Annotated in this window: 24 protein-coding genes; 8 read left to right on the top strand and 16 right to left on the bottom strand. The window is 69.4% G+C overall.

Annotated features, from left to right (window positions below; all coding sequences use genetic code 11):
- Positions 1 to 327 precede the first annotated feature (327 nt).
- A complete protein-coding gene (locus tag NR810_RS15140) occupies positions 328 to 2,586 on the bottom strand; it encodes a M4 family metallopeptidase (RefSeq protein WP_257453294.1) in 2,259 nt (752 codons plus the stop codon).
- Between the two features lie 567 nt (positions 2,587 to 3,153).
- On the opposite strand from NR810_RS15140, the gene NR810_RS15145 reads away from it, so the two are divergent.
- From NR810_RS15145 to NR810_RS15160, 4 genes are all read left to right on the top strand, one after another.
- Positions 3,154 to 3,870, top strand: coding sequence for a MotA/TolQ/ExbB proton channel family protein (locus NR810_RS15145; protein WP_257453295.1), 717 nt, complete (start codon positions 3,154 to 3,156; stop codon positions 3,868 to 3,870).
- Between the two features lie 3 nt (positions 3,871 to 3,873).
- Entirely contained in the window at positions 3,874 to 4,308 is a 435-nt protein-coding gene (locus tag NR810_RS15150; RefSeq protein WP_257453296.1) for an ExbD/TolR family protein, read from the top strand.
- A gap of 17 nt (positions 4,309 to 4,325) precedes the next feature.
- Positions 4,326 to 5,126: an energy transducer TonB gene (locus NR810_RS15155; RefSeq protein WP_257453297.1), complete on the top strand. Its 801-nt coding sequence runs from the start codon at positions 4,326 to 4,328 to the stop codon at positions 5,124 to 5,126.
- 74 nt (positions 5,127 to 5,200) lie between these two features.
- Positions 5,201 to 5,536: a tellurite resistance TerB family protein gene (locus tag NR810_RS15160; RefSeq protein WP_257453298.1), complete on the top strand. Its 336-nt coding sequence runs from the start codon at positions 5,201 to 5,203 to the stop codon at positions 5,534 to 5,536.
- Positions 5,537 to 5,541: 5 nt separating this feature from the next.
- Here the strand turns inward: NR810_RS15160 and NR810_RS15165 are convergent, their stop codons facing one another.
- Positions 5,542 to 5,961 carry a hypothetical protein gene (locus tag NR810_RS15165; protein WP_257453299.1) on the bottom strand — a complete coding sequence of 140 codons (420 nt, stop codon included), beginning with the start codon at positions 5,959 to 5,961 and terminating at the stop codon, positions 5,542 to 5,544.
- A gap of 280 nt (positions 5,962 to 6,241) precedes the next feature.
- Between NR810_RS15165 and NR810_RS15170 the strand changes: the two genes are divergently transcribed.
- Together NR810_RS15170 and NR810_RS15175 are read left to right on the top strand one after the other, a co-directional pair.
- Positions 6,242 to 7,252 (top strand): C39 family peptidase, encoded by a 1,011-nt coding sequence (locus tag NR810_RS15170; RefSeq protein WP_257453300.1) that lies wholly within the window; start codon positions 6,242 to 6,244, stop codon positions 7,250 to 7,252.
- A gap of 22 nt (positions 7,253 to 7,274) precedes the next feature.
- Positions 7,275 to 7,475 (top strand): hypothetical protein, encoded by a 201-nt coding sequence (locus NR810_RS15175; RefSeq protein WP_257453301.1) that lies wholly within the window; start codon positions 7,275 to 7,277, stop codon positions 7,473 to 7,475.
- Positions 7,476 to 7,497: 22 nt separating this feature from the next.
- On the opposite strand, the gene NR810_RS15180 is transcribed toward NR810_RS15175, so the two are convergent.
- The 6 genes from NR810_RS15180 to NR810_RS15205 all read right to left on the bottom strand — a co-directional run bounded on the left by NR810_RS15180 (position 7,498) and on the right by NR810_RS15205 (position 12,908).
- Entirely contained in the window at positions 7,498 to 7,791 is a 294-nt protein-coding gene (locus NR810_RS15180) for a cation:proton antiporter (RefSeq protein ID WP_257453302.1), read from the bottom strand.
- Positions 7,788 to 8,087, bottom strand: a complete 300-nt coding sequence (locus NR810_RS15185) for a monovalent cation/H+ antiporter complex subunit F (protein ID WP_257453303.1) — start codon at positions 8,085 to 8,087, stop codon at positions 7,788 to 7,790. The genes NR810_RS15180 and NR810_RS15185 overlap by 4 nt, the downstream gene beginning before the upstream one ends.
- Positions 8,084 to 8,623 (bottom strand): Na+/H+ antiporter subunit E, encoded by a 540-nt coding sequence (locus NR810_RS15190; protein ID WP_257453304.1) that lies wholly within the window; start codon positions 8,621 to 8,623, stop codon positions 8,084 to 8,086. Before NR810_RS15190 ends, NR810_RS15185 begins: the two co-directional genes overlap by 4 nt.
- 86 nt (positions 8,624 to 8,709) lie before the next feature.
- Positions 8,710 to 10,056, bottom strand: coding sequence for a cytochrome P450 (locus NR810_RS15195; protein ID WP_257453305.1), 1,347 nt, complete (start codon positions 10,054 to 10,056; stop codon positions 8,710 to 8,712).
- A 60-nt stretch (positions 10,057 to 10,116) separates the two neighbouring features.
- Positions 10,117 to 11,667 (bottom strand): sensor histidine kinase, encoded by a 1,551-nt coding sequence (locus tag NR810_RS15200; protein ID WP_257453306.1) that lies wholly within the window; start codon positions 11,665 to 11,667, stop codon positions 10,117 to 10,119.
- Positions 11,664 to 12,908, bottom strand: a complete 1,245-nt coding sequence (locus NR810_RS15205) for a hybrid sensor histidine kinase/response regulator (RefSeq protein ID WP_257453307.1) — start codon at positions 12,906 to 12,908, stop codon at positions 11,664 to 11,666. Before NR810_RS15205 ends, NR810_RS15200 begins: the two co-directional genes overlap by 4 nt.
- Before the next feature lie 297 nt (positions 12,909 to 13,205).
- On the opposite strand from NR810_RS15205, the gene NR810_RS15210 reads away from it, so the two are divergent.
- Both NR810_RS15210 and NR810_RS15215 read left to right on the top strand, forming a co-directional pair.
- Positions 13,206 to 13,568, top strand: coding sequence for a DUF4398 domain-containing protein (locus tag NR810_RS15210; protein ID WP_257453308.1), 363 nt, complete (start codon positions 13,206 to 13,208; stop codon positions 13,566 to 13,568).
- A 49-nt stretch (positions 13,569 to 13,617) separates the two neighbouring features.
- Positions 13,618 to 14,727: an OmpA family protein gene (locus NR810_RS15215; RefSeq protein WP_257453309.1), complete on the top strand. Its 1,110-nt coding sequence runs from the start codon at positions 13,618 to 13,620 to the stop codon at positions 14,725 to 14,727.
- Positions 14,728 to 14,798: 71 nt separating this feature from the next.
- Here the strand turns inward: NR810_RS15215 and NR810_RS15220 are convergent, their stop codons facing one another.
- The 8 genes from NR810_RS15220 to NR810_RS15255 all read right to left on the bottom strand — a co-directional run bounded on the left by NR810_RS15220 (position 14,799) and on the right by NR810_RS15255 (position 25,495).
- Positions 14,799 to 16,004 carry a BMP family lipoprotein gene (locus NR810_RS15220; protein ID WP_257453310.1) on the bottom strand — a complete coding sequence of 402 codons (1,206 nt, stop codon included), beginning with the start codon at positions 16,002 to 16,004 and terminating at the stop codon, positions 14,799 to 14,801.
- Positions 16,005 to 16,041: 37 nt separating this feature from the next.
- Positions 16,042 to 16,971 (bottom strand): ROK family protein, encoded by a 930-nt coding sequence (locus NR810_RS15225; protein ID WP_257453311.1) that lies wholly within the window; start codon positions 16,969 to 16,971, stop codon positions 16,042 to 16,044.
- A gap of 77 nt (positions 16,972 to 17,048) precedes the next feature.
- Complete coding sequence (locus NR810_RS15230) at positions 17,049 to 18,419, bottom strand: phosphomannomutase/phosphoglucomutase (RefSeq protein WP_257453312.1); 1,371 nt, start codon at positions 18,417 to 18,419, stop codon at positions 17,049 to 17,051.
- 233 nt (positions 18,420 to 18,652) lie between these two features.
- Positions 18,653 to 19,804, bottom strand: a complete 1,152-nt coding sequence (locus NR810_RS15235) for an LOG family protein (RefSeq protein ID WP_257453313.1) — start codon at positions 19,802 to 19,804, stop codon at positions 18,653 to 18,655.
- Positions 19,805 to 19,957: 153 nt separating this feature from the next.
- On the bottom strand, positions 19,958 to 21,838 hold the full coding sequence (locus NR810_RS15240; protein WP_257453314.1) for a CotH kinase family protein: 1,881 nt from the start codon (positions 21,836 to 21,838) through the stop codon (positions 19,958 to 19,960).
- A 130-nt stretch (positions 21,839 to 21,968) separates the two neighbouring features.
- The gene (locus NR810_RS15245; protein WP_257453315.1) at positions 21,969 to 23,696 is read right to left on the bottom strand and encodes a serine/threonine-protein kinase; all 1,728 of its coding nucleotides are present in this window, start codon (positions 23,694 to 23,696) and stop codon (positions 21,969 to 21,971) included.
- Positions 23,697 to 23,992: 296 nt separating this feature from the next.
- Positions 23,993 to 24,421: a hypothetical protein gene (locus NR810_RS15250; protein ID WP_257453316.1), complete on the bottom strand. Its 429-nt coding sequence runs from the start codon at positions 24,419 to 24,421 to the stop codon at positions 23,993 to 23,995.
- A 9-nt stretch (positions 24,422 to 24,430) separates the two neighbouring features.
- Positions 24,431 to 25,495 (bottom strand): mannose-1-phosphate guanylyltransferase, encoded by a 1,065-nt coding sequence (locus NR810_RS15255; protein ID WP_257453317.1) that lies wholly within the window; start codon positions 25,493 to 25,495, stop codon positions 24,431 to 24,433.
- Between the last annotated feature and the right edge of the window lie 104 nt (positions 25,496 to 25,599).

The raw sequence follows: 25,599 nt of genomic DNA on the forward strand, positions 1-25,599 counted from the left end.
AGCGCGCCAGGACGTGGCCGGCGGTTTCGTTTCGTGCACCCCTCGCGAGTGACGGGAAGGCTTCCTCGCCAGCCCCACCGGGCCGCCCGCCGCTCCCAGGGCCTCCGCGGAATGCTCGCTCGAGGGCCTCGGCCATCGCCCTCTCGCGGGCGTGAGGCGAGCCCTCCCCGGCCAGGACCATCGGCCATCAACGCACGAGCGCTGGCGCTTCCTCACCGCGCGGGGGGCCACCGGAGCTTCGGGCCCATGCGGAAGCACCCCAAAAAAGAAGACGCCCGGGGCCATGGGGCTCCCGGGCGTCAGGACTTCACTGCTTCAACCGAGGGCTTAGTACGTGCCCTTCATCGTCACGTTGGCGTACGCGCTGTAGCCGTAGGAGCACGCGTACCAGGTGCCGGCGGCCGGGCTGCTGATGGTGCAGGTCTCGGTGTTGCCGCTCAGGTACGGACGGCAGGCATACGAGGTGGTGGTGGGCTGCGAGCCCTGCCTCACGTACAGGTCCGCGTCACCCGTGGTGCCCGTCTTGCCCGTCTGGGTGAAGACCACCGAGGTCTTCCCGGCCGGCACGTTCAGCGTGAAGCACTTCCACGAGGCCCCAGCGCCCGAGTACTGGGCCGACTCCACGCCGCTGGTCAGCACGTCGCCACCACCACCGGAGCCCGCGGTGTACGCGCCCTTCAGGCTCATGCCCGAGGCCGCCGAGTAGCCGTAGATCTTCACGTACCAGGTGCCGGTGCTCGGGGCGGCGATGGTGCAGTTCTCCGTGTTGCCACCCTTGTACGGACGGCAGTCGTACGAGGAGCTGGTCGGCGCGGAGCCGAACTTCACGTACATGTCGCCGTCACCCGTGCCACCGCTCAGGTCGAACGTCAGGTTGGTGGAACCCGCCGGCACGGCCAGCGTGTAGGTGCAGCTCCAGGCGCTGGCAGCGGCGGAGATGCCCGTCACCGGGACGCCGTTGGAGAGCGCCACCGTCGTCGTGCAGGTCGGCGGAGGAGGCGTACCAGCACCCACGCCCACCGCGGTCCAGGCCGCCGTCACGGACGCGACTTCCGCCGCCGTGTAGCCGAGCGCCGTCGCGGCCTGCTCGGTGTACGTCCTCGCCTGGGCGAAGTTGGTGGAGGCCGTCATGTAGTCCGTGTTGGCCTTGTAGAAGATGGCGCCGGCCTTCTGCACGCCAATGCCCGTCACCGTCGTGGTCGACTTGCCACGCGGGTGCGTGCCGCCCCTGGAGAGCAGCGTGAAGGCCAGGTTGGCGATGCCCGAGCTGTAGTGCACGTCCTTGCTGCCAGCGGTGCTCGTCCAGAAGTCCAGCGAGACGCCGTCCTTGGCCGGGTCGTACATGTAGCGGAGCGCGTCATTCGGGGTGGCCGGCGTCCAGATGTCGTCGCCCACCATGAACACCGCATCGGTGGTGGCCCAGGTGCCCGAGGCGTAGCTCTCGCAGTAGGCGCCGAAGATGTCGCTCATCGCCTCGTTGAGGCCACCGGACTCACCCGAGTAGGTGAGGTTGGACTCGTACTCGGTCACCGCGTGGGTGAGCTCGTGCGTGGTCACGTCCGCGGACAGACCCAGCATGCCCGAGTTCACGCCATCGCCATCGCCGTACACCATCTGGGTGCCGTCCCAGTACGCGTTCACGTACCTGGTGCTGTAGTGCACCGTGCTGATGAGCGCGGCGCCCGCGTTGTCGAACGAGTCGCGGCCGAAGTTGTTCTTGTAGCAGTCGTAGGTGCCACCCAGCTTGTCGTAGTTGCCGTCGACGTGGGCATCGCCCGTGGCCGCCTGGCCCTCGGAGCGCTTGAGCGTGCCCGGGGTGCTGCTGCCGTTGTTGGCGCTGTACACCTTGCGGTTGAGCGCGGTGTGGATGTCCGTGTCGCTGCCGAGGAAGGAGCCGTCGCGCGCGCTCACGAAGACGTGGTCACGCACGGGCAGCTCGGCGCCCTCGCCCGTCACCACCACCTCGTAGGCCAGCTGGAGCCGGCCGAGCTCGTTGCGGAAGTAGACCAGCTGGGCGCTCTCGGCGGACAGCCCGGTGCCCACGGTGTTGCGCAGGGCGGCCTGGATGGCGGCCTCGCGCGAGACGCGCGCCACGGCCGGCACGTTCTCGCCATCGCGGGCCGTGCCGTTGACCGCGTAGATGCGGCCCTCGGGGTCCACGTGGACGACGAGCTCATCGTTCACCACCGGCAGCCCGTTCTTCGTCTGGGCATAGCGCACGTGCGTGTGGCCCAGCTCGTCGACGCGGGAGCTCCGCACCACCAGGTCCGCCGCCTGCAGGCGGAAGATGGGGGCGATGCGGTTGAGCGCGTCGCCCATCTGGGCGCGCACGTCGCTGGCCGCGAGGCCGTGCAGCGACTGGCCCGTGGTACCGAAGTCACCCCGGACGAAGAAGGGAACCGCGCCGTCCTCGTGCTTGCCGAGGACCTCGGCGCCAGGGATGACGCTCAGGGCGGACTTCACGTCGGCCGAAGACAGGGTACCAACGCCGTCGGCGCCCTCCGTCTGCGTCTCGTTCGAGCCATCCACGCCGCACGCCGCGAGGGGCAGGGCGAGGAGCGCGGTCAGAATCCGATTACGAACCAAGGGGGGAAACCTCCTGCTGGCCGGTGACGGAGATGCCACCGCAGCCGGATCCTGCTTTCAGCAGGATGCATGCCGTTCCCTAAAGGCCCGTAAATCCATCTACTACCTGGTCAACCGATGCCCTCCCTGGTGCATCCATGTCCCAACCACCCACCGCCTCATGTAATGAATCTTGACAATCGGTTTGCCAAGCCCTCGAAAAAAGGGAACTCCTGGCGGCTCCCAGAACTGTCCTGATTCAGGACACCTTGTCACGAGTGGGTCACTTTGCACCCAAACAACCCTGGAGGGCGATACTCGGTCGGATGGTGAACGCCCGAGGATTCCAGGCATTCCCGGACACGCACCTCCTTCACCCTTCCGGATCGGCCGGGTGTCCGTGACGGAGCCGTCACGGGTCCGAAGGAGCGCGGGCCGGGGACGCGAGACTTTCGGCTGGCGGCCGGGAAGGCGAGCGCCAGTTCCTCCGTTTCATTTGACTTTGCAGCCGCCGGGGAAGAATGGAAGCGTCGCGTCGGCGTTACCCCGGGGCGCGTTTCCCCCCTCTCATCTCTCTCGCAGGTCTCCATGACGTCCTTTGTTCTCCTGGCCCAGATGGGCAACGAGCAGGTCGGTTGGCTCAGCCGCAAGCTGCTCGGCGTGACGCTCACCAGCGCCGAGTGGGTGCTGTGGGTGCTCGTCGTCCTGTCCGTCCTCTCCATCGCGTTGATGCTGGAGCGGGCCGTGTACTTCGCCACGCACCGGCTGCCCGACTCCGAGAAGCTGGCCGTGCGGCTGGCCCGGGGCGAGCTCGAGGCGGTGCGCACCGCGGTGGCCAACCGCAAGGGTATGGAGGCGGCGGTGCTGCGCGAGGCGCTGGCCTCGGTGGAGCAGGGTCCGGACACAGTGGAGCAGGTGATCGCCTCCACGGTGGCGCGCGAGCGTCCCCAGTACGAGCGCTACCTGTCCTTCCTGGGCACGCTGGGCAACAACGCCCCCTTCATCGGCCTGTTCGGCACGGTGCTCGGCATCATCAAGGCCTTCCACGACCTGGGCAACATGGGCGCCAAGGGCGCCGCCATCCAGCAGACGGTGATGGCGGGCATCTCCGAGGCGCTCGTGGCCACGGCGGTGGGTCTCGCCGTCGCCATCCCCGCGGTGGTGGCCTTCAACGTCTTCAACCGCCAGCTCAAGACGCTCACCTCGCGCACCACCGCGCTGGGCCATGCGCTGGTGGGCAGCCTGCGCGCCCAGGGCCGGAGCCCGGGCGCTGCCCAGGCCGTGGCGTCCGGGGAGGCGCGTTAAGCCATGGCCGGCGGCGCGCAGGACAACGACGAGGAGATCACCGGCATCAACGTCACCCCGCTGGTGGACGTGGTGCTGGTGCTCCTCATCATCTTCATGGTGACGGCCAACTTCATCGTCCGCGAGACGGTGGAGGTGGATCTGCCCCGCGCGGCCAATGGCGGCGAGACGGTGCAGGGGCTCGTCAACGTGGTGCTGGACAAGCAGGGCAAGCTCTTCTTCGACGGCGCCGAGGTGAGCGAGGACGAGCTGCGGCGCAAGGTGGTCGAGTCCCTGGCGAAGGACAAGGAGACGCGCGCCATCATCAGCGCGGACCAGAGCCTGCCGTACGGACGGGTGATGCGGCTCATCGACGTGGTGAAGGGTGAGGGCATCGCCAAGTTCGCGCTCAACATCGAGAAGGACGTGGCGCCCGCGGCAGCACCCGCGGTGCCCTGAAGGGTGTCTCCAAGGCCATGAGCCAGGCCGCGCTCGACAACCCGCTCCCCGACCGCCGCGACCACTCCTCGCGCGCGGTGCTCCTGTTCCTGCTCGTGTCCCTCATGGTGCACGGCGTGGGCTTCACGCTGTTGTCCCGGATGGCCGAGCGCACGCCGCCTCCGGTGCAGCGTCCCGTGGAGCTGGTGATGGTGGAGGTCCAGAAGCCGCCTCCGCCCCCGCCGCCTCCCAAGGAGGAGCCCAAGCCGGAGCCGCCCAAGCCGAAGGTGGTGCCCAAGCCCCCGCCCGTGAAGGTGGCCCAGGCGGAGAAGCCGCCCCCGCCGCCTCCGCCGGACGCGGCGCCCCCGCCTCCCAACGACGCGCCTCCGCCCGAGCAGCCCTCCAAGCCGGTGCCGCTGGTGGTGGGCATCTCCATGTCCTCCACCACGAGCGCCGGTGGCTTCGCCGCCCCGGTGGGCAACACCGTCTATGGAAAGACGGGCGACAAGGCGACGGACCCCAAGGAAGTCAAAGCCTACTCGGCGCCCAAGTACGTGCCCGTGTACCAGGTGGACACGGAGCCCTCCGTGGCCTCCGAGGTGAAGATCCCCTACCCCGACGAGGCCCGGCGCGCGGGCATCGAGGGCACGGTGACGCTCTCCATCACCATCGACAACGAGGGCCGCGTGGTGAAGGCCACCGTCGTCAAGGGCCTGGGCTATGGCCTGGACGAGGCGGCGCGTGAGGCCCTGCTGCGCTTCCGCTTCAAGCCGGCCGTCAAGAACGGCGAGCCCGTCTCCACGGAGATGAAGTACTCGTACACGTTCCTACTCGACTGAAGCGGACCCCCGCCCTCCTCGTCCCCGGCGGCGCCGGTGTAGAGTCCTCCCTACCCCCCCGCCGAGGACGACGGATGACGCTCTCCACCGAGGACCGCTTCAACATCGAGGTCATCAAGCTGATGCTGCAGGTCGCATGGGTCGACCGGGAGCTCACCCAGGCCGAGCGCCTGGTCATCCTGGGTCTGGGCCGCAGCTGGAACGTCCCCGAGGGGGAGCTGCACACCCTCATGGACAAGCTCAAGGCCGGCGGCACCATGCCCGAGCCGGACCTGGAGGTGCTGCGCACCCGTCCGGACGACGTGATGGAGGCCACGCGCGCCCTGTGCGTCTCCGACGGCAAGCTCGCCGAGGGGGAGAAGGCCCTGCTCGAGCGCATCAGCGCCCGGCTGAACGTACCGGGAAGCTGAGGCGCTCAGGCCACGGCCGGCTTCGCGGCGGGCGCCAGGTGCACGGTGATGTTCTGCGAGCCCGTCACGCTCAGGTACGTCTCCACGTTGCCCTTACCGCCCTGCTCGAAGGTGATGAGCTGCGTGCGGCTGCCGAACTTCGCCTCGACGGACAGCTTGTTGCCGCTGGCGGTGTACGTGGCCTGCGGCGCCTTGTTGCCATTGAGGCTGACCTCGGCCGTACCGTCCTCGTGCAGCTTCAGCGTGAGAGACAGGTCCCCCTTGTAGAAGACCGTGTCGATCTTCCCCTTGAAGGCGGCCTGGGTGGCGCCCACGTCGAGGAACTCGCCGCTGCCCACGTTCACGAAGAAGATGACCTGTGCGAGGACGTTGAGCTTCGTGCCCGCCGTGGTGCCGCGTCCGATGAAGTTGCGAAAGTCGACCATGGTGTCCCTGTACGATGTCGGGGTGTGAGGCGGAACGTCTCCCGCCTGGACCCTGCGCATCGTACAGCGGCGGACCCAGCCCCCCGCCGGGCTTTCTCTCCCCTCGGAAGGCGGCGTTCCCGGGCCGCCTGCCCCGGGAGCGGCCACGTGCTCCAGCCCATCGGACACCAGAAAAAATGAGGCCGGAAATCAGAAAGAAATCATCGGGAGGCAACCTTTTACCTACCCACACCGACAATTCCTCAGCCCACACGCCTTCCGAGAGTCACGAGGTCCCCCCATGTCCACCATCTCCCGCTCTTCCCTCTCCAACGTACACGGCGGCCTCGCTCGGGCGCTCGGCAGCAAGATCGACGCGCCGAAGCAGAAGAACGAGCTCGGCCAGCTCGAACAGATGCTGGCGAAGCTGGCCGAGGCCCTCGGCGGCAAGAACGGCGCGGGCGACGCGCAGGGCAAGTACAAGGCGGGCAAGGAGGACACCCTCGAGCTGCTGGCCAAGCTGCTCAAGATGCTCGGGTTCCCGGGCTCCGAGGAGGAGATCCTCAACCAGCTGAAGTCCCTCAACCCCCAGAGCAAGGACGGCAAGCTGCAGGCCGGCCAGCAGGTGCGCCTGCCCAGCCCCGGCGGCGTCAACGGCGACAGCACCTTCACCCCGGCGTCGACGCGCTCCGGTCCGAGCCTCGGTGGGCCCTCGTCGGTCGGTCCGGGCTCTCCGCTGTCGGGTGCCTCGGGTGCCTCGGGCGCCGCGCCCGTCTCCGACGGACAGCACGTGGTGGGCCGTGACGTGCCCTACATCAACCAGCTCAGCCCTACCGGTGCCGATGGCAGCTACACCAACGGCGCCATGAACTGCGGCCCTGCCTCCATGGCGATGCTCGCCCGGGAGATGGGCTACGGCGCCGGCATGACCGACGCCCAGCTCATCAACCACCTGGGCCAGATCGGCGGGACGAACTCCTCCGAGGGCACCAACGTCAACGGCATCGTCGCCATGGCCAACGCCATGGGCAAGAACGCTCAAATCAACCAGGGCACGAACGTGTCGTGGATGGCGGACCAGTTGCGCCAGGGCAAGCAGGTCGTCGCGCTCGGCGACTTCCACGCCATGCCGCCGCACCAGGACGAGGGCCGCACCTCCGGCCACTTCGTGACCGTCACGGGCATGGACGCCAACGGCAACTTCCTCGTGCGCGACCCGGCCGACCCGAACGTGCGCGCCGTCTCCCCGGAGCAGATGGCCCACTTCCTCGGCTCCCATCCGGCCGGTGGCCACCAGGTTGCGATCGGCTGAGCCACTCCCCTAGGTTCCGTCCATGGCTCAGACGAACACGAGGAAAGAGGTCTGCCTCACCTGCAAGCGTGAGGCGGCTCCCCAGGTATTTGGTGCCTGGTACGACGCCAAGGGCTCCAACGGGATGCTGCTGCGCTTCTGGATGTGCAACCCGTGTGCGATTCCGCTCGGCCCCTCCCAGGGTCCCATCGACATGAAGGGCGTGGGAGAGCCGAAGAAGTAACGCGGGGGGCCCTCTCCGGGCCTCAGCGCCGGCGCCGCTCCTCGCGTACCGCGGAGCGGCCCGCGAGCTGAGCGCTGGTGGTGCTGGCCACCAGCACGATGCCGCAGATGAACAGCAGCTTCAGGGCGGCGAAGACGGAGTCCGCCCGGAGCAGCAGCCCCAGCACCGTGAGCCCCAGACCGGCGGAGACCGCCTTGGACACGGCGTTCAGGCGGCTGAGCGCGTCGGGAAAGCGCACCAGCCCCAGCGCGCCCACGAAGAAGAAGAAGTACCCCAGCCCCACGAGCACGGCGGAGAGCAGATCGAGCGGGCTCATCGCGCGCGCTCCTCGGCGACGCCAGGACGCGCGGCCTGGGGGCGCGTCACCTGGGGACGCGAGGCGGCGGTGGAGACGGCCACCGCGCCCAGTACCGCGAGCACGAGCGCCACGTCCCTCAGCACCGACACGCCCGCGACCTCCGCCAGCAGCAGCAGCAGGGCCACGCCCGACGAGCCGAAGAGGCTGGCGGCCAGCATGCGCTCGGGGGAGGTGGATGCGCGCACCCACCACCACAGGACGCTCAGCGAAGTGAAGGCCAGGAGCACGGCCACTCCGGCGAAGAACAGGCTCATGGCAGACCTCGGGGCGGCGGGGGAAGACCGAAGACGCGCACCACCCGCGCCTCCAGCTGGCGGAGCCAGGTGAGTGAGGCGGCCCTCGATTCCGGGCTCGCGTCCAATAGGTGCAGACAGAGGGTGTCCCCGTCCTCGTGCACCGAGAGCGTGCCGGGCATGAGGCTCGCCACGTAGCTGAGGAAGAGACGCGCGGGGCCTCGCGGCACCCGGCTGCGCACCTCCAACCGGCCCTGGGAGAGCGGCACCCGGGGGAGGAGCGCGCGGCGGGCCACGTCGAGTCCGCCACGCAACACGAGCCACATGCACAGCGGCAGGAGACGGATCAGCTCCAGCGGGTTCACGCGCACGTCGCCGGGGGGCTCGAGAACGAGACTCCCCCACGCGGCCAGGGGCACCACCAGCAGGCCCATGACGAGCCCCTCGGTGTTTCCCTCGACGAGGGCGGCCCACAACACGGACAACAGGCCCAGACGTGTGAACAGCACCGCGGAGCGGCCTTCCCGCGGGAGCTGGCTTGCGCGAACGTTCAGCATGGAACGGCGCCTCGATGGGGGTGGTCCGTATGTGTCGGGATTGCCGGCCACAGCCGCCATCACCCGCGAGGGCAGCGCACCGTCCACTACCCGGCGCGCGCGCGCAGCCGCACCTTCACCCCGTGCTTCGGCCGCAGGGTGATGGACGGCAACAGCTCCACCTCGTCATCGGGTGCCCGCTCGAACCGGAAGCGTTGGGCCAGGGAGGCCAGCACCAACCGTGCCTCCATCAGCGCGAAGCCCACGCCGATGCACAACCGCGGGCCTCCTCCGAAGGGGAACCACGCGAAGCGCGGCAGACGCTGCTCCAATCCATCCGCCCAGCGCTGGGGACGGAAGGCCTCGGGCTCCTCGTAGAAGCGCGCGTCCCGGTGCACCGTCCACGGGTTCACCAACACCATCATCCCCGCCGGGATGCGCCAGCCGCCCACCTCGTCGTCCTCCAGCGCCTCGCGGCTGAGCGACCATGCGGGCGGGTAGAGCCGCAAGCACTCCTTCACCACGTGCTCGGTGAAGGTCAGCGCGGGCAGGTCCTCCACCGTGGGCGCCCGTCCTCCCAGCACCGAGTCCAATTCCCGGTGCAGCGCGGCCTCCACCTCCGGGTGCCGGGCCAGCAGGTGCCAGCAGAAGGCCAGGGTGATGGCCGTGGTCTCGTGGCCCGCGAGCACCAGCGTCAGCACCTCGTCGCGGATCTGCTGATCGCTCATCCGGCTCCCGTCCTCGTCCTGGACCTGGAGCAGCAGTGACAGCAGGTCCCCCGCGTCGACACCCGTCTCGCGCCGCCGCTGGACGAGGCCCGAGACGAGCGCGTCCAACTGGTTCACCGCCGCCTTGTAGCCGAGGTTCTCCGGCGTGGGCAGCCATTCGGGCATCAGCAGGGCATGCACCTTGGCGAAGTGCTCCATCACCCGGGCGAGCGCGGGGCCCACCGACTCCGCCTCTTCCTCCATGTCCAGGTCGAACAGGCATTTGACGGCGATGCCGAGCGTGAGCCGCATCATGTCCGCGTAGACGTCGCGGACCTCGCCGTCCCGCCAGGACGCGAGCTGGCGCTGGGAGTGCTCGACCATCACCCGCCCGTAGGTGGCCAGGCGCTGGCGGTGGAAGGCGGGCTGCATGAGCCGGCGCTGCCGCAGCCAGAAATCGCCCTCGCTGGTGAGCAACCCGTTGCCGAGCAGGCGGCCCCCCATCAGCTTCCGCTGGAGCTTGTCCTTGATGTAGTGCCGATGCCGGGAGACGAGCACATGCTCGATGTGCTCCGGGAGCTGGAGCATATACGTGGGCTGCCCCATGAAATGGATGTACACCACGTCGCCGTACTCGCGGACACAGCGCGTGATGAAGGCCAGCGGATCCTTCGCGTAGTCGACCACGGGCCCGAGAATGGGCATGCCTCGGGGACCCGGGGGAAGCAGCTCTCGCGGTGCGCTCATGGACTGGAGCTTGAGCGCCGCGAGGCCCGGGAGCAAGCGAAGCGTCGGAACAGGTGTCGGCTACACGGGGCCCTGACCTCGTGCCGCCACGGAAGGGTGACGCGGCAGGCGCACCGTGAAGCACGTCCCCTCCTCCGCGTTGGACGTCACGTGGATGGTGCCCCCGTGGGCGTGAACGATCTCCTGAACGATGTAGAGACCCAGCCCCAGTCCCGTGGACAACCGGTCGCTGGAGCCCGAGCCTCCCCCCCGCCAGAACGGGTCGAACAGGTGGGGCATGAGCTCGGACGGAATGGGCCGGCCCTCGTTGTGGATGGACAGCACCACCGGATCTCCCTCGCCCCACGCCTCCACCCGCACGGGCGAGTCCTCCACCCCGTGCTTCAAGGCGTTGGACACGAGGTTCTGCACCACCTGCGTGAGCCGATCCCGATCCCACTCGCCCTGTCCCTCGCCCGTGGCGACGAACGAGATGCGCCGGTGGGGATGGGCCAGCCGCAGCTCCTCGGTGACCTCGCGGACGAGGAGCAGGAAGTCCCCCGGCACGCGCTCCACCGGGATGCCTCCCCCCAGACGGCCACGCGTGAAGTCCAGCAGATCGGCGATCATCCGCCCCATGCGCTCCGCGGCCTGGCTGATGCGCGAGGTGGCGCGCTTCACCGGCTCCGGGCGCACGTCGCGCGGCAGGAGCTGTGATTGCAGCAGGATGGCCTGCAAGGGGCTGCGCAGGTCATGGCTGACGATGCCCAGCAGGCGCTCACGGAACTCGCTGGCCCGCCGGCGCTCCTCCTCGGCCTGCTTGCGCTCCGTGACATCCCGCAGCACCACGACGAAGCCGCGTGGCGTGTTCCCCTCTCCGTGCAGGGCGCTCACGGAGATGTCCGCCCAGAAGCGGCCACCATCCTTGCGCAGCCGCCAGCCCTCGCCCGTGTACACCCCTCGCCGCACGGCCTCCTCCGCCTCCCGCCCGAGCCGCTCACTCCGTGACGACTCGGGCACCAGCAGGGGCCTGACGAACTGTCCCAGCACCTCCTCCTCGCTGTAGCCCGTGATGGCCTCGGCACCCGAGTTCCACGTGAGGACGCGTCCCTCCGCGTCCACCAGGAAGATGGCGTGGCCGCGTACCCCCTCGATGACGAGGCGCAACGTCTCATTCGCCTCGACGAGCGCCTGGCGCTGGCGGGCCCGCTCCAGGGCGAAGCGCACCGAGCGCGGCAACAGCGCGTAGGACCCGTCCGTCTTGGGCAGGTACTCCTGCAGTCCCTCCTGTACCGCCTCGAATGCCTGGGTCTCCTCGACCGTACCGCTGAGCATGAGGACGGGGACGCCCGGCCACCGCCGCTGGATGGACTGCAGCAGCTCCATGCCATCGGCCCAGGGGAGCCTGTAGTCGATGATGGCGGCGTCGAACCGGGGCCCGCAGAGCACCTGTCTCCACCGAGCCTCGTCCTCCACCTCCTCCAGGACGCAGCCGGGAAAGGCCCGCCGGAGCACGCGGGCGGCCATGAGCCGGTCGGACCTGCTGTCGTCCACCACGAGCAGGCGCAACGCCTGGGACGCCGCGGGCCTCGCGTGAGAGCCCTCCTGCAAGCCGGGCTCCTGGGGGTTCATGACGGCCCCTCTCCTGGAGACGGTGGCTCCGGAAGGAACGAGCAAGGCAGCTCGACGGTGAAGGTGGCCCCCTGCCCCGGGGTGCTCTCCACGAGGATGTGGCCGCCCATGGCCTGGACGATCTGCTGGGAGATGAAGAGGCCCAGCCCCAGTCCACCGTAGTGCCGCTCCGACACACCCCGCTCGAACCGGCGGAAGAGGCGCGCGCGCACGTCATCGTTCATTCCGATTCCCTGGTCACGCACCACCAGCCGCCCCCACCCATCCCGCGCCTCCACGCGCAGGAGCACGGGCGAGCCAGCGCCGAACTTGAGGGCGTTGGACAACAGGTTCGACACCACCTGCTCCAGCCGCAGCGGATCCCACCGGCCGAGAACCTGGCCGGGGACCTCGAGCCCCATGGGGCAGCCCGCGCGCACCGCCTGGGTCTCGAAGCTGGCCGCCACGTCGCGGACGATGACCGCGAGATCCACGCCCTCCTGCTGGCACAGGGGAATCCGTCCGCCGGTGATGCGCGTGGTGTCCAACAGGCTGTCCACCAGCAGCGTCAGCCGCCGCACCTGTTGGCGTGCCGTCTCCAGGTGCCTCAGCATGCGCCGCGTGCTCGGGCTCTCCGGCTCCGCCTCCACCTCCTTGAGCAGCAGCCGCAGCCGCAGGGCGAGCGGCGTGAGGGGCGTCTTCAGCTCATGGCTGGCCACGGAGAGGAACTCGTCGCGCAGGCGCACCGCCTCGCGCAGCTCCTCCAGGAGCCGCTCGCGATCCTTCTCCACCGCCAGGCGCCGGGCCTCGAGCTCCCGCCGCTCGTGCTCGTGCAGCGCGGCCTGCTCACGCCGCAGGGCCTCGCGCTCGAGGTAGAGGTGCACGAAGACACGCACCTTGGCGCGCAGGGCCTCCGGATCCACCGGCTTGCGCAGGTAGTCCACCGCTCCGTTCGCGTACCCGGACACCACCATGGCCTCCTCGCGCGGCGCGCCCGAGAGAAAGATGAGGGGGACGCGCCGCTGGGGCTGCTGCTGCCGGATGAGCCGGGCCGTCTCGAAGCCGTCCAGCCCCGGCATCCGCACGTCCATGAGGATGAGGGCGAAGTCCTGGACATCGAGGTGTTGGAGCGCCTCCTCCCCGGAGGTGGCCTTCACGACGCGCAGCCCGGACCCGGAGAGCTGGCGCTCCAGGGCCATCAGGTCGGAAGGCTGGTCATCCACCAGCAGCACGCTGGCGGAAGGCGCATCCCCTGCTCGCACGAATCCTCCACAGGTGAGTGGGCCGCCACATCGAACGGCTTCGGGAGAACCCAATCAGTGGTGATGCGGGAGCAGGCAGACAACCCCACCCTCGCGAAATGCGGGCCATGCCTTGATGAGAAGAGCTCCTGGGAATCCAAATTTACCGTGAGGCCGTGCGCTCGGAGTCCGAGCAGCCGCTCGACGGCCCGCGCTTGTTGGCCCGTCTCCCAGTGCACATCTCGGAGTCGTCGGAGGCTGCATGGGAACGGCGGGAGCAGGACCCGCCCGCGGCCCGAACCGGGGGAGTCACGAGCGATGCGAAAGGCAATCGTGGGCGCGGCGTTGCTGCTGGGTCTGGCCGGCTGCGTGAGCGTGCAGCGGGTAGCGCCAACCCAGGAGCTGGTGAGCTCGGAGGTCACCATCCGCCAGGCGGAGGAGGCCGGAGCCGAGCAGGTACCCGAGGCGGCACGGCACCTGAGGTGGGCCCGGGAGCAGGCAAAGGAGGCACGCAGGCTGCTGGAGAAGAACAAGCGTGAGCAGGCGGCGCTCTTCCTACAGCGCGCCGAGGCGGACGCGGCGCTGGCACTCGCCCTGGCTCGCGAGGCCCCGGCCCGCGCCGAGGCCGATCAAGCCCGCCAGCGGATGCAGCAGCTCCAGCAGAGCCCGGTGCAGCAGTAGCCACCACATGTGAAGGCGCATCGAGGACTCGATGCCGGAGGAGAAGGTCATGCGGGGATGGAAGCGTCTGACATGGGGAGTGCTCGGCGCCGCCGCGCTCGCGGGGTGCGCGGGCAGCACGCCGCGCGAGCTGCTGGATGCGCGCTATGCCTATCAGCGGGCCTCCTCGGGGCCCGCGGCCCAGTTCACTCCCAATGCCCTGGCGGAGGCGCGCGTGGCGCTCGAAGCGGCCAACCGCGCCTATGAGCTGGAGAGGGGCTCGGAGCGCACGCGCTCGCTGGCGTACGTGGCGCTGCGCAAGGCGGAGACCGCCGAGTCGCTCGCCCGGGCCGCCGTCGCCGAACAGGAGCGGCAGCAGGCGGCACAGCAGCTCGCGGCGGTGCAGACCTCCGAAGCCGAGCGCACGCGCCAGGAGCTGGACCGGGCCCGCTCCGAGCTCGCCGAGGCCCAGCGTCTGCGCGCGGAGGCGGAGCAGCGGCAGGCCCAGGTCCAGGAGCAGGAGCAGCTGGCGGCGCGGCAGCAGGAGCTGGAGCAGGCACGGCGCGCGGAGGAGGAGCGCGCGGCGCGGCTCGCCGAGGCCCAGGCACGCGCGGATCAGCTCAACGCCCAGCTGGAGCAGGAGCGCCAGGCGCGGCTCCAGGCCGAGCAGCGCGCGGCCCAGGCCGAGGCCGATGCTCGGGCCCAGGCCCAGGTGGCGGAGGATCTGCGCAACATCCGGCAGGTCCAGGTGAAGGAGGAGGCGCGCGGGCTGGTGCTCACGCTCTCCGGCAGCGTGCTCTTCCGCTCGGGCAGCGCGGACCTGTTGCCGGCGGCCCGGCGGCGGCTCGACGAGGTGGCCGATGCCCTGATGAAGGCGCAGAACCCGCTCGTCATCGAGGGCCACACCGACAGCCAGGGCCCCACCGAGGTCAACGAGGAGCTCTCCTACCAACGCGCCGAGGCCGTACGGGACTACCTCGTCGACCGCGGCGTGGACAGCGAGCGCATCCGCACGGATGGAATGGGCGAGGCCCACCCCATCGCCTCCAACAAGAATCCCGAGGGCCGCGCGAACAACCGCCGGGTGGAGATCATCATCGAGCGAGGCATCGGCGGAGCCGGCCAGCAGCCGCAACAGCAGCAGCCACAACAGCCGCAGCAGCCAGCGCCGACGCCGTGACGTGCCACGAATGAAAAGGCCCCGCCGCCTGAGAGGCGACGGGGCCGGACACGCCCGGGCTCGAACCCGCCTTACGGCTTGCCCGGGGCGGCGGAGAGCTGCGAGGGGTTGGTGGGCACCTGGATCTCCCCGTTGACGACCTTGGTGCGCAGCTCCTCGACCTTCTGAAGGGCCTCGGCCTTGCCCGGGAACTCCACGCGCACGGGGGCGTAGGAGACACCGCCCTCCTTCAGGCCCAGCACCACGTCACCGCCCTGCAGCTTGCCCTGGGACAGGTCCCGCACGGCCTCGTAGACGCCCAGGTCCACGCGCTTGAGCATCGAGGTCAGCACCGCCTCGGGGGCGAGGTGGGACTGATCCGAGTCCACGCCGATGACGAACACGGGCTTGCCGGCGGCGCGCGCCTCCTTCACCGCCTGGATGACGCCCAGACCGTCCGAGCCGGCCGCGTGGTAGACGATGTCCGCGCCCTTGGTCACGAGATCCTGACCCACCTGCTTGCCAGCGGCCACGTTGTCGAAGCTACCCGTGTAGTTCACCAGCACGGTGGCCTTGGGGTTGGTGGCGGCCACGCCCGCGCGGAAGCCGGCCTCGAACTTCTTGATGAGGGGCACTTCCATGCCGCCGACGAAGCCCACCTTGTTGCCCTTCGTCACCAGACCGGCCAGCGCGCCCACCAGGAAGCTGCCCTGCTCCTCGCGGAACATCACCGTGCGCACGTTGGGCAGGGTGTAGGTCTTCCCATCGGCGGCCACCAGCGGGCTGTCGATGAGGAGGAACTGCGCGTCCGGGTTGCGCTTGGCCACCGTCTCCACGGCGTTCTCGAGCATGAAGCCCACGCCGATGGCCAGCGACACGCCCTGATCCACCAGCAGCTGCAGGTTGGGCTCGTAGTCCTCGGGCACCTTGCTCTGCAGCACCACCGGCGTGACGCCCACCGGGGCGATGCCGCGCGTGGCCAGATCCTGCTGGAGCGTCTCCTTCAGCTCCTCGGGAGAGGCATCCTTGTAGCTACCGCCCTCCACCTTCTTGCCCGCCCCCCACAGCTCCAGGCCGCGCAGCGCCGAGTCGTTGAAGGAGTGGTCACCCCGGCCTCCCACGTCCGTGACGAGGCCCACCTTGAGCGATTTCTCCTTCGGAGCGGCGGCGGCCGGAGCGTTGGCGGACTCCGCGGGCTTGGCGGCAGTGGCCTCCGGCTTCGCCTCCTCCTTCTTGCAGGCGGACACGAGCAACAGGCCGAACAGCAGGGACATGCGCAGGGGACGAGCAGTAGCCATGGGCCGCGTCTAGCAGAGCCCCGCCCTCCCCATCAAGTCAGGCCAGGAGCGCCGCCCCGATCAGTCCGCTATCGTCACCCAGCTCGGCGTCGCTGATGAGCAGCCCCTCGCGCGAGGTCATGGAGGCGTACGCCTGGACCCCCTCCACCACGCGCCGGCGGATGCCCGGGCAGTGCGCCAGCACGCCGCCGCCCAGGATGAGCCGCGCCGGGTTGAGCACCGTCACCTGGTTGGCGATGGCGATGGCCAGCATGAGGCTGGCGCGCTCGTAGATTTCCCGCGCCTCGGGGTCTCCCCGCTCCGCGGCCTGCTCCAGCGTCACCGGCGTCACCCGGGCCGGGTCCCCACCCGTCAGCTCCATGAGGATGTGCGAGTGCCCGGAAGCCAACAGCTCGCGCGTCTGCGCGATGAGGTTGTGGCCGCCCACGTAGGCCTCGAGACAACCCAGCTCGCCGCAGCCGCACTTGCGCCCGTTGGGCACCACCTTGGTGTGACCCAGCTCGCCGGCCACTCCGCCCGCGCCATGCACCAGCTTGCCACCGGCGATGATGGCGCTGCCCACGCCCGAGCCCACGAACACCGTGTACATGTCCTGGGCACCGCGGCCCGCGCCGGCGTTGAGCTCACCCCACGCGGCGGCGGCCAGGTCGTTCACCACGCGGACGGTGAAGCCGAGCCGCGTGCGGAGCATCTCTCCCAGCGGCACGTTGCGCCAGCCGAGGTTGGGCGCCACCGCCAGCACACCCGAGTCGCCGTGGATCTGCCCGGCCGCGCCCACGCCGCAGAACTGCACGGGCGTCCCGGCCGACTCCACGGCCAACTTGGCCGCATGGGCGATGGATTCCACCACGGCCGAGGGGCTGCGCTCGGCGAGCGGAATCTTGGAAGCGGCGACGATTTTTCCCTGCTCGTTCACCACCGCGGCGCGGGCGAACGTACCTCCCAGGTCGATTCCGAGCGTAGGCATAGATGTTCTCTGGTCGGGCAATCAGCCCTTGAGCTTGGTGAGGAGCCCCGAGACGAGCGCCACCACCTCTGTCTACCTCAGGCGCCGACCTCGCGCTGCATCTTCGCCACGGTGCCCTCGATGAGCTGACGGATCTCCTCCAGCCGCTCGGGGGTCCGGGCCTCGAAGCGCAGCACCAGGATGGGCTGGGTGTTGGAGGCGCGGATGAGGCCCCACCCGTCCGGGAAGGTCACCCGTACGCCGTCCACGTCCACGATGGAGTGGCCCGCCGCGCGCAGGGTCTCCGTGGCGCGCTTGACGAGCTCGAACTTCTTCTCCTCCACCGTGTCCACGCGCAGCTCGGGCGAGGCGTACGTCTTGGGCACGTCCGACAGCAGCTCGGACAGCTTCTTCTTCTCGTGGGTGAGGATCTCCAGCAGGCGCGCCGAGGAGTAGATGGCGTCATCGAAGCCGAAGTAGCGGTTCTTGAAGAAGATGTGGCCGCTCATCTCGCCGGCCAGCTCCGCGTGCTCCTCCTTCATCTTCGCCTTGATGAGGGAGTGGCCCGCCTTCCACATCACCGGCTTGCCGCCGTGCTTCGCGATGTCGTCATAGAGGGTGTAGGAGCACTTCACCTCGCCGACGATGGCCGCGCCCGGGCTCTCCTTCAGCACGTAGCGGCTGAAGAGGATCATGATCTGATCGCCCCAGAGGATGTTGCCCTGGTCGTCCACCACGCCGATGCGGTCGCTGTCGCCGTCATAGGCGATGCCCACCTCGGCCTTCTCGCGCTTCACGGCCGCGATGAGGTCCTGCATGTTCTCCACCACCGTGGGATCCGGGTGGTGGTTGGGGAAGCGCGCGTCCATCTCGCAGAAGAGCGGGACGACGTCGAAGCCCATGCTCTCGAAGAGCGGCACGCCCACCGCGCCGCCGGTGCCGTTGCCCGCGTCGATGACGATCTTCATCCCCTTGCGGCCCACCTTCACCGTCTGACGGACGAAGTGGTAGTACGGGGTGTGGATGTCGAAGGGGCTGACGGTGCCCGGGGTAGCCGCCTTCTCGAAGTCGCGCGCCTCGATGAGCTTGCGCAGCGCCTGGATCTCCGGGCCGTGGAAGGTCGTCTTGCCGGCGCCGATCTTGAAGCCGTTGTACTCGGGCGGGTTGTGGCTGCCGGTAATCATCGCCAGGCCGTCCACCGGCAGGGTGTTGGCGGCGAAGTAGGTCAGCGGAGTGGGCACCACACCGACGTCGAGCACGTTGAGCCCGGTGGAGGTGAGGCCACGGCAGAGGGCGTCGCGGAAGCGCGTGGAGGACTCGCGGCAATCGCGGCCGACCACGATGGAGCGGCCACCCTTGCGCCGCACCACGGTGCCGAGTCCCTTGCCCAGCAGTTCCACCACCTCGACGGTGAGGTCCTTATCCACCAGGCCACGGATGTCGTACTCGCGGAAGATGTGCGCGTTCATGAGGCTGTATCCCCTGAAACCCTCGCGGGGGGTAGGGCGAGGGCGGCGCACTCTACACAAGCGCGGGGCGCGCGGGTATCCAAGTGGGGGCTGTGCAACCCCTTGAAATCACGGCACTTGGGCCCCCAGGAGGGGGCGGGCCCCCTCGCCAGGCCGCCCGGTGGGCATGAGAAGGACCCCTCTGGGAGGGTCCTTTTGGGAAGCGCAGGGGGAAGCACCCTGCCCTCCCTGCGTCAGCGCGCGGTCCGGGACTCCAGCTCCCGATCGAAGTCCACCAGGGCCTGGACGATGCGCTCCTTCGAGTCCGTGAGCAGCAGATAGCGCGCGTACTCCTGGCCCTTCGCGAGGTGCTCCAGGAGCGGGAAGACCGGCCGCGTGCGCGTCCAGAAGTCCTGGCCCAGGAAGATCATCGGGCTGACCACGCCCACGGTGTTGTAGTGGTTCTGACAGGCGTCCTGGAAGACCTCCTGGATGGTGCCGGCGCTACCCGGGGAGTAGACGACGCCCCCCTTCGCGATGGTGAGCAGGCCGTCCTCACGGACGCTGTTGGCGAAGTACTTGGCGATATGGGTGGCGAACGGGTTGGGCGGCTCGTGGCCGTAGTGCCAGGTGGGGATGCCCAGGCTCTCGCAGGCCGGGTGGTCCTCGTCGCGCAGGGGCCAGGCCGCGCGCACCTCGAAGGCCCTCGCGAGCCACTCACGGTCCTTGTAGCTGGGGGCCTTGGCGAGGACCTCGAGGGCCGCGCTCAGCTCCGCCTCGCTCCGCCGGGCGAACCAGGCGCCCAGGTGGGTGGCCTCCATGGCGCCCGGGCCACCACCGCTCACCAGGAAGAAGCCGAGCCGTGCCAGCTCGCGGGCCAGTTCCGCCACTGAACGGTAGTCGGGCTGCCCCCGGAGCATGGAGTGACCGCCCATGATGGCCACCACCTTGCGCGGACGGCCCTGGTGGGCGAGCACCTCCTCCATGGCGTCGGTGACGGCGTGGTCGTGGAGCCGCTGCGCCAGCGTCTCGAGCAGCGAGGGCGGGTTGGCACCGCCCCGCGAGTTCCAGTGCGCGTAGATGCGGGCGTCGGGCGTGTCGGCGTAGCTCTCGGGGCGAGAGGGCTCGAAGCCCGCGTACAGCTCCTCCGGGGTGTAGAGGCTCCCGCGATACGGTGAGTAGGGCAGTCCCGAGAAGGGCGGGAAGACCATGGCCCCGTGCGCGAGCACGGCCTGCAATGTGTCCTTCTCGAGCTGACACCCCAAGAACACGGTGCCCGAGAGGTCGGCGCTCAACAGGGTCTGGCTGCGCCCCGTCAGGTCGAGCCCCTGGAGGATGACGTTGGCGAGGGTCCTACCGCTCGCCAGATGCTGTTCGAATACCGCGAGGCTCTCGATTTCGACCACGCGAAGCTCCCGTCCGTGCGAAAGGCCCCGAACGTATCAGGAGCCGCCAGCCAGCGGGACACCGGGAAATCGTGCAACAGGTCGTTGCACGATTTCCCCATCGGTCCATGCCTCGGTGAAGGTCCGCTATGTACTTCAGGTTGCGGACACTCCTCACGGCCCCGGTTGGCTGCCGAAGGACTCGGCGCCGCGAGGCTGCCGCCCGTAGGCCTCCCCGGGTTTGAGCGGCGCGAGCCACAGCAGGTCCAGGGCCGTCTGCTGGTCCTCCGAGTAGAGCGCCACCTCGGGGTGCTGCGGGTCGAGCGTCGCCCCCAGTCCCTCGATGCCGGCGGCCCCCTGACGGAAGGTGACGACGTGCTTGGGCTCCACGGTGATGGAGGGCAGGGTCCACTGGTCGGTCACCCGGGTGAGGCCCGTGAGGCGCAACCCGCCCAGGGATATCGGCGTGGAGCCCCGGTTGTAGAGCTGCACCCAGAAGGCGCCGGAGGCATCGCGGCCCACCCGGTCGATGACGAGCGCCCCGTCACCGAGCGACTCGATGTCGTGGATGTGCTGCCGCAGCCACTCCTGGCGCTCGCGAACGAAGCGGTGGAGGTAATCGGGGCTGCGCGCGGCATGCTCGGGGCTGACGTACGGGTCCACCGTCTTGCCGTCCTTGCCCGGCAGGATGTACGGGGCGAGCAGCTTGTGCATGGCGTCGACGCGCCGGCCGATGTTCTCCTCGGTGAACCACGTGTCGAGCAGCAGGCGCAGCCGGGCGACGTAGCGGGCACGCAGGGCCGGGTCATCGTAGAGACGCGTGGTGAGCGTGCTCCAGGTGGGCTTCATGTCCTGCATGTCCGGGAAGGTGCGGCGGAACAGCCAGAGCTCGTACACGCTCGGGTCGTAGGGCGTGTAGCTGAAGAGCGGATGCTCGCCCTTCACGCCCTGGATGACGGCGTTGGTGCGGTTGTAGAGGGACAGGGCGTTGTTCAGGTCCCACGGCACGTACGTCCACTTGCCCGTCTTGGAGTCACGCACCAGGTAGCTGCGCGAGTCGCCCTGCAGATCATTGGCGATGAAGGTGTCCACCGCCAGCCAGGTGAGATAGTCCTCCAGCTCCAGCTTCTCCTCGACGAAGGCGGAGAACCGGTGCGGCGGCGTGCGATTGACGCCCTCGAGGAAGCTCCACAGCTGCTCCCACGGCTGCTTCTCGTTCGTCTTCTTGTCCCAGGACTCCTGATAGTGCTCCTGGGGCGGCTGGCGCATCTCGCAGTCGTGCATGCCGCAGCGGTAGATGTCCCCGTCGTCATCGAAGTCATGGGCCTCCAGGAAGTCCTTGTTGATGGACTCCAGCTCGGTGAAGACGCCCTCGTACTTCGTGATGACGGTCCCATTGTCCTGAAGCAGGTGGAGCTTCACGTGGACGTAGCGGGCATACGGCACGCGCAGGCCCACGCTCGCGGCCAGGTCGTACCAGAGCTTCTCCGTGAGGTAGCCCGAGTCCTTCCACGCCGCGAGCAGCTCGATGCTCTTCCTCCCCTGGTAGCGGTCCTCCTTGTCGAAGCGCACATCCCAGGACTTCTTCACGACGCGCGGGTCCGTCTTGGTGGAGCGCCCCCGGAAGCTCAGCTCCACCTGGTACGTGCGGCCCTCGTGGACGAAGCGGCCCGGCACCTTGAAGTCCTTCGAGGGAGGATCCGGGATGTGGGCGAAGAGGGCATCGTAGTCACGCTGACTCAGTGACAGCTCATAGGTGGAGATGGACGTCTGAAGCGCCGGCCACCGGGGCTTGGAGGGCGAGGGCCGCGAGCCCGTCTGCGTCCCCCCATCCGGAGGTGTGCCCGCGTCTGGCGAGCCCGCGTCCGGTGTGCCCGCGTCAGGGGGTTGCCCGGCGTCCGGCCGCCCCGAGTCCGGTGTCTCGGAGCCAGTGCCGGCATCGGGTTTCCCCGTGTCGATGATGTCCGTGGTGTGGGGGTGCGGGTCGGTCCGGTCGCCCGGACCTCCACACGCGCCCAGGAACAGGAGAAGTCCAGTGAGCAGCGCGAGTCTCATACGCCGCTGCCAGGAGCAAGCCATGCGCCAGGGCAGAAGCACTGTTCCCAACACGAAGAGGGGAAGCCCTCGGGCTCATGCTGAGAAGGAGACTACCCAGGGCGGGTGGCATGAAGCCCTGGGGGAGCACTCAGTGGGCCGCCGAGGGGCGCGCCGGGGACTCGGACACGCTGGCCTGACGCATGCGCTGGGTCAGCAGGTGGTAGTAGCGGTGCAGCGAGACGTTGAGCGGATCCACCCGGAGCGCCTCGGCGTAGCGCGCCAGCGCCCCGTCGAGCACGTGCTGGGCCTCCAGGAGGATGCCCTCGTCGAAGATGGCACGCGCGCGCGCCTCGGCGTCCGGGCGGGTGGCGAGGAAGGTCTGGCGCAGACGCTCCACCGCGTTCGGCTGCAACCCGGCGGCGAGGCAGCGGGCCACGCCGCGGAAGTTGCCCCGCGAGGCATCGAAGCGGGCACGGGCGAGCGGCTCCCCCAGCGTCCGCCTCGCGACCTCCACCTTGCCCCGGAGGACCTCGAGCGCCTGACGCTGCTCGGACGGCAGGGGCCGCTGCCAGAAGGTCTCCAGCCGGTGCTCGGCCTGGGCCACGCGCCGCAACACCTCCGCGAAGTCCGAGTGCGGGTGGACGGCCAGCAGGCTGTAGGGGTCCTGGCTGTGCGCGGTGGCACGGGCCAGCAGCTGCGCCAGCTCCGGATCCGGCGCGGGCTCCGCGGGAGGCGGCGCCAGCGCCTGGTCGATCAACCGGCGCACGTCCTCGGAGGGCTCGGCGAAGTGGACGATGAAGCCCTGGCGGCCGCCCCAGGTGCGCGCCTCCTCCGCTGGCAGCAGGCGCACCACGTCGCACGCGCAGCCGAGCGCCCAGCCGTTGAGGGAGAGCTCCACCTGGATGCGGGCACCGAGCCGCGGCAGCGCCCCGTCACAGGCGATGCGCAGGCCCTCCTGGCTCACGTCGTTCACGAACACCGGCTGCAGGCCCTGGCCGTTGACGTCCTCCAGACGCACGCGGAAGGTGGGGGGCGCCAGGCAACCGAAGGCGGGGCGCCGCATGGCCTCGTGCAGGGCGGAGCGGAAGGCCCGGGCGCTGGCGAAACGGTCGTCCGGACGCAGGGACATGGCCTGCATCAGCACCGCCGAGAGGGCCTGCGGCACGCGATCCTCGATGAGGTGGGGCGGCAGCGGCCGGGTGGGCTTGTGGACGAGGAGCATCTCGCCCATGCGCCCGCCTCCGCCGAAGGGCAGCCGCCCGGTGAGGAGCCGGTAGCCCAGCACCGCGAGCGAGTACAGGTCCGCGCGGCCATCCGGCTCGGCGCGCACCCACAGCTCCGGGGCGAGGTAGGCGGGACTGCCCACCACCATGCCGGCGGCGAGCTCCTCCTCGGAGAAGCCCGCCCCCAGGGTGGCGGCCATGCCGAAGTCGAGGATCTTCACGCGCCGCTCGCCATCGCGGCCGGTGGTGAGCAGGAGGTTCTCCGGCTTGATGTCGCGGTGGACGATGCCGCACGCATGCGCGGCCTCCAGGCCCTCCAGCACCTGGGAGAGCAGGAACACGACCTCGGCGGGAGGCAGCGGCAGCGGCAGGTGCGACAGGAGGGTGCCACTGACGTACTCCATGAGGAGACAGTGGTAGCCGCTGGGCGCCTGACGCACGTCGAGGATCCGCGCCACGCTCGGGTGGACGAGGTGCTGCGCGGCACGGGCCTCCGCGTAGAAGCGGTTGAGCACGGCCGGGTTCTGGGCCAGGTGCGGGTGGAGCACCTTCACCGCGAAGTGTGCACCCGAGGACGAGTGCTCGGCCTGGTACACGGTCCCGAGCGCTCCAGCGCCCAGCTTGCCCTTGAGGACCAGAGGCCCATGGCCCATGCCAGACAGCGCCTCGCTGTCACACGGAGACACCACGGGGTGGGTGCACGCGGCACCCGTTGGATGTTCATCGAAGCAGTGGTTGCAACCCATCGCCGCCCCCCAGCAGCGCTCGCCTGAAAGGCGGCGCGCCAGAGGAGCGATGCAACCTCCGTGCAGCCCCTTGCTCCGTTATCGAACCAACGAAACAAGGGGTGGAAGTGCCATCGGACCCCTCCCGAAAGACGGAGATGGCCGGTAATTCCTCCAAACCCCTCCATGAAAAAGTTTCACCCCGAGCGCCTGGGACAAGGCGCTCAGTGGAGGGATTCGGACAGGTGGTCGAGGACGGGTCGGCGGGTAGGAGGGGTGTGGTGCTCGTGGTCGTAGAAGCACTCGGGCCCGAGGTGTTCAATCAGGGCTCGCTCCCGTGCGTTGCCCTCCTCCGTACCCGCGTCGGAGGGAAGTGTGTAGGGCTGAACGAGGACGAGGCCGTCACCGAGCCGCTCGCGGCAGTCCTCGGGCAGCGAGGCGAGACGCTCGCCGAACATGCGTACGAACGGCGGGCCGAAGAAGTTGCGCCAGAAGAGACCGGGGAGACCCTCGCTGTAGTCCTTGTAAGGCGGAGACCCGGCCCGGGCCGGGAAGATGCAGATGAAGTCCTTGTCCGTTCGAGCCGCCACCAGCGCGAGGAGCAGCAGGGCGCTCCCGACCTTCCACATCGGTGCGCCCCGGCTCCCGCGCATGGCCGCGTCCTACAGGTACTTCTCGCGCTTGCGGGCCTTGAGCGCCTCCACCACCTTGCGCACGTCCTGGCTCTTGTCCTTGGGCACCACCAGCACCGCGTCGCCCGAGTCCACCACCACCATGTCCGTCAGGCCCACCACCGTCAGCGGGCGCTTGTCGGCGAGTACCACGCAGCCCTTGCAGTCCACCACCACCGCCTCGGCTCCCGAGACGACGTTGCCGTTCTCGTCCGAGGGGCGCACCTCGGGGATGGCCGCGAAGGAGCCCACGTCGGACCAGCCGAAGTCACCCGGCAGCACCGCGATGTTGCCCGCCTTCTCCATCACCCCGTAGTCGATGGAGATGGAGGGCAGCTTGGGGAACACGCGCTTGAGCACCGACGCGAAGGTGCGCTTCCCCGCCGCCTTGCGCAGCGCGTCCAGCCCCTTCTGCATCTCCGGCATGTGCTTCGCGAACGCCTCCAGGATGACGTCCGCCCGGAAGACGAAGATGCCCGCGTTCCACAGGTACTCGCCCGACTCCACGTACCGCCGGGCCGTCTCCACGTCCGGCTTCTCGCGGAAGGCCTTCACCTGGCGGCCTCCGCCCTCCAGGCCGTCACCCACCTGGATGTAGCCATAGCCCGTCTCCGGACGGCTCGGCTTGATGCCCAGCGTCACCAGGTGGCCCTTCGCCGCCACCTGTGCCGCCTCGGCGATGGTCTTCTTGAAGCCCGCCACGTCCGCCACGTGGTGGTCCGAGGGCAGGACGACCAGGATGCCCTCGGGGTCCCTCGCGGCCACCTGCACCGCCGCCAGCGCGATGGCCGGCGCGGTGTTGCGCGCCACCGGCTCCACGAGGAGGTTCTTCTTCGGCAGCCCCTTCACCAGCTTCGCCGCCTGCTTCGCGTGCAGGGGACCGCAGACGATGAGGGTGTCCTTCACCGAGGCCAGGCCCTTGAGCCGGATGGCCGTGTCGGTGATGAGCGGGTTCTTCGAGGCCAGCGGGAGGAACTGCTTGGGCCGCGCCTTGCGCGACAGCGGCCAGAAACGGGTGCCGGAGCCACCGGCCATGATGACGGGATAGAGGGTCATGGGCCGCGCAAGATAGCGCCTTGCCTGCCGCCCGCCAGGGGCCTGTCCGCCTGGATGCCCCACGGACACGGGCAGGAGTTTTGACCGCGTCCCAAAAAGCCAGT

Source organism: Archangium lipolyticum (genome assembly GCF_024623785.1).
Classification (GTDB): Bacteria; Myxococcota; Myxococcia; order Myxococcales; family Myxococcaceae; genus Archangium; species Archangium lipolyticum.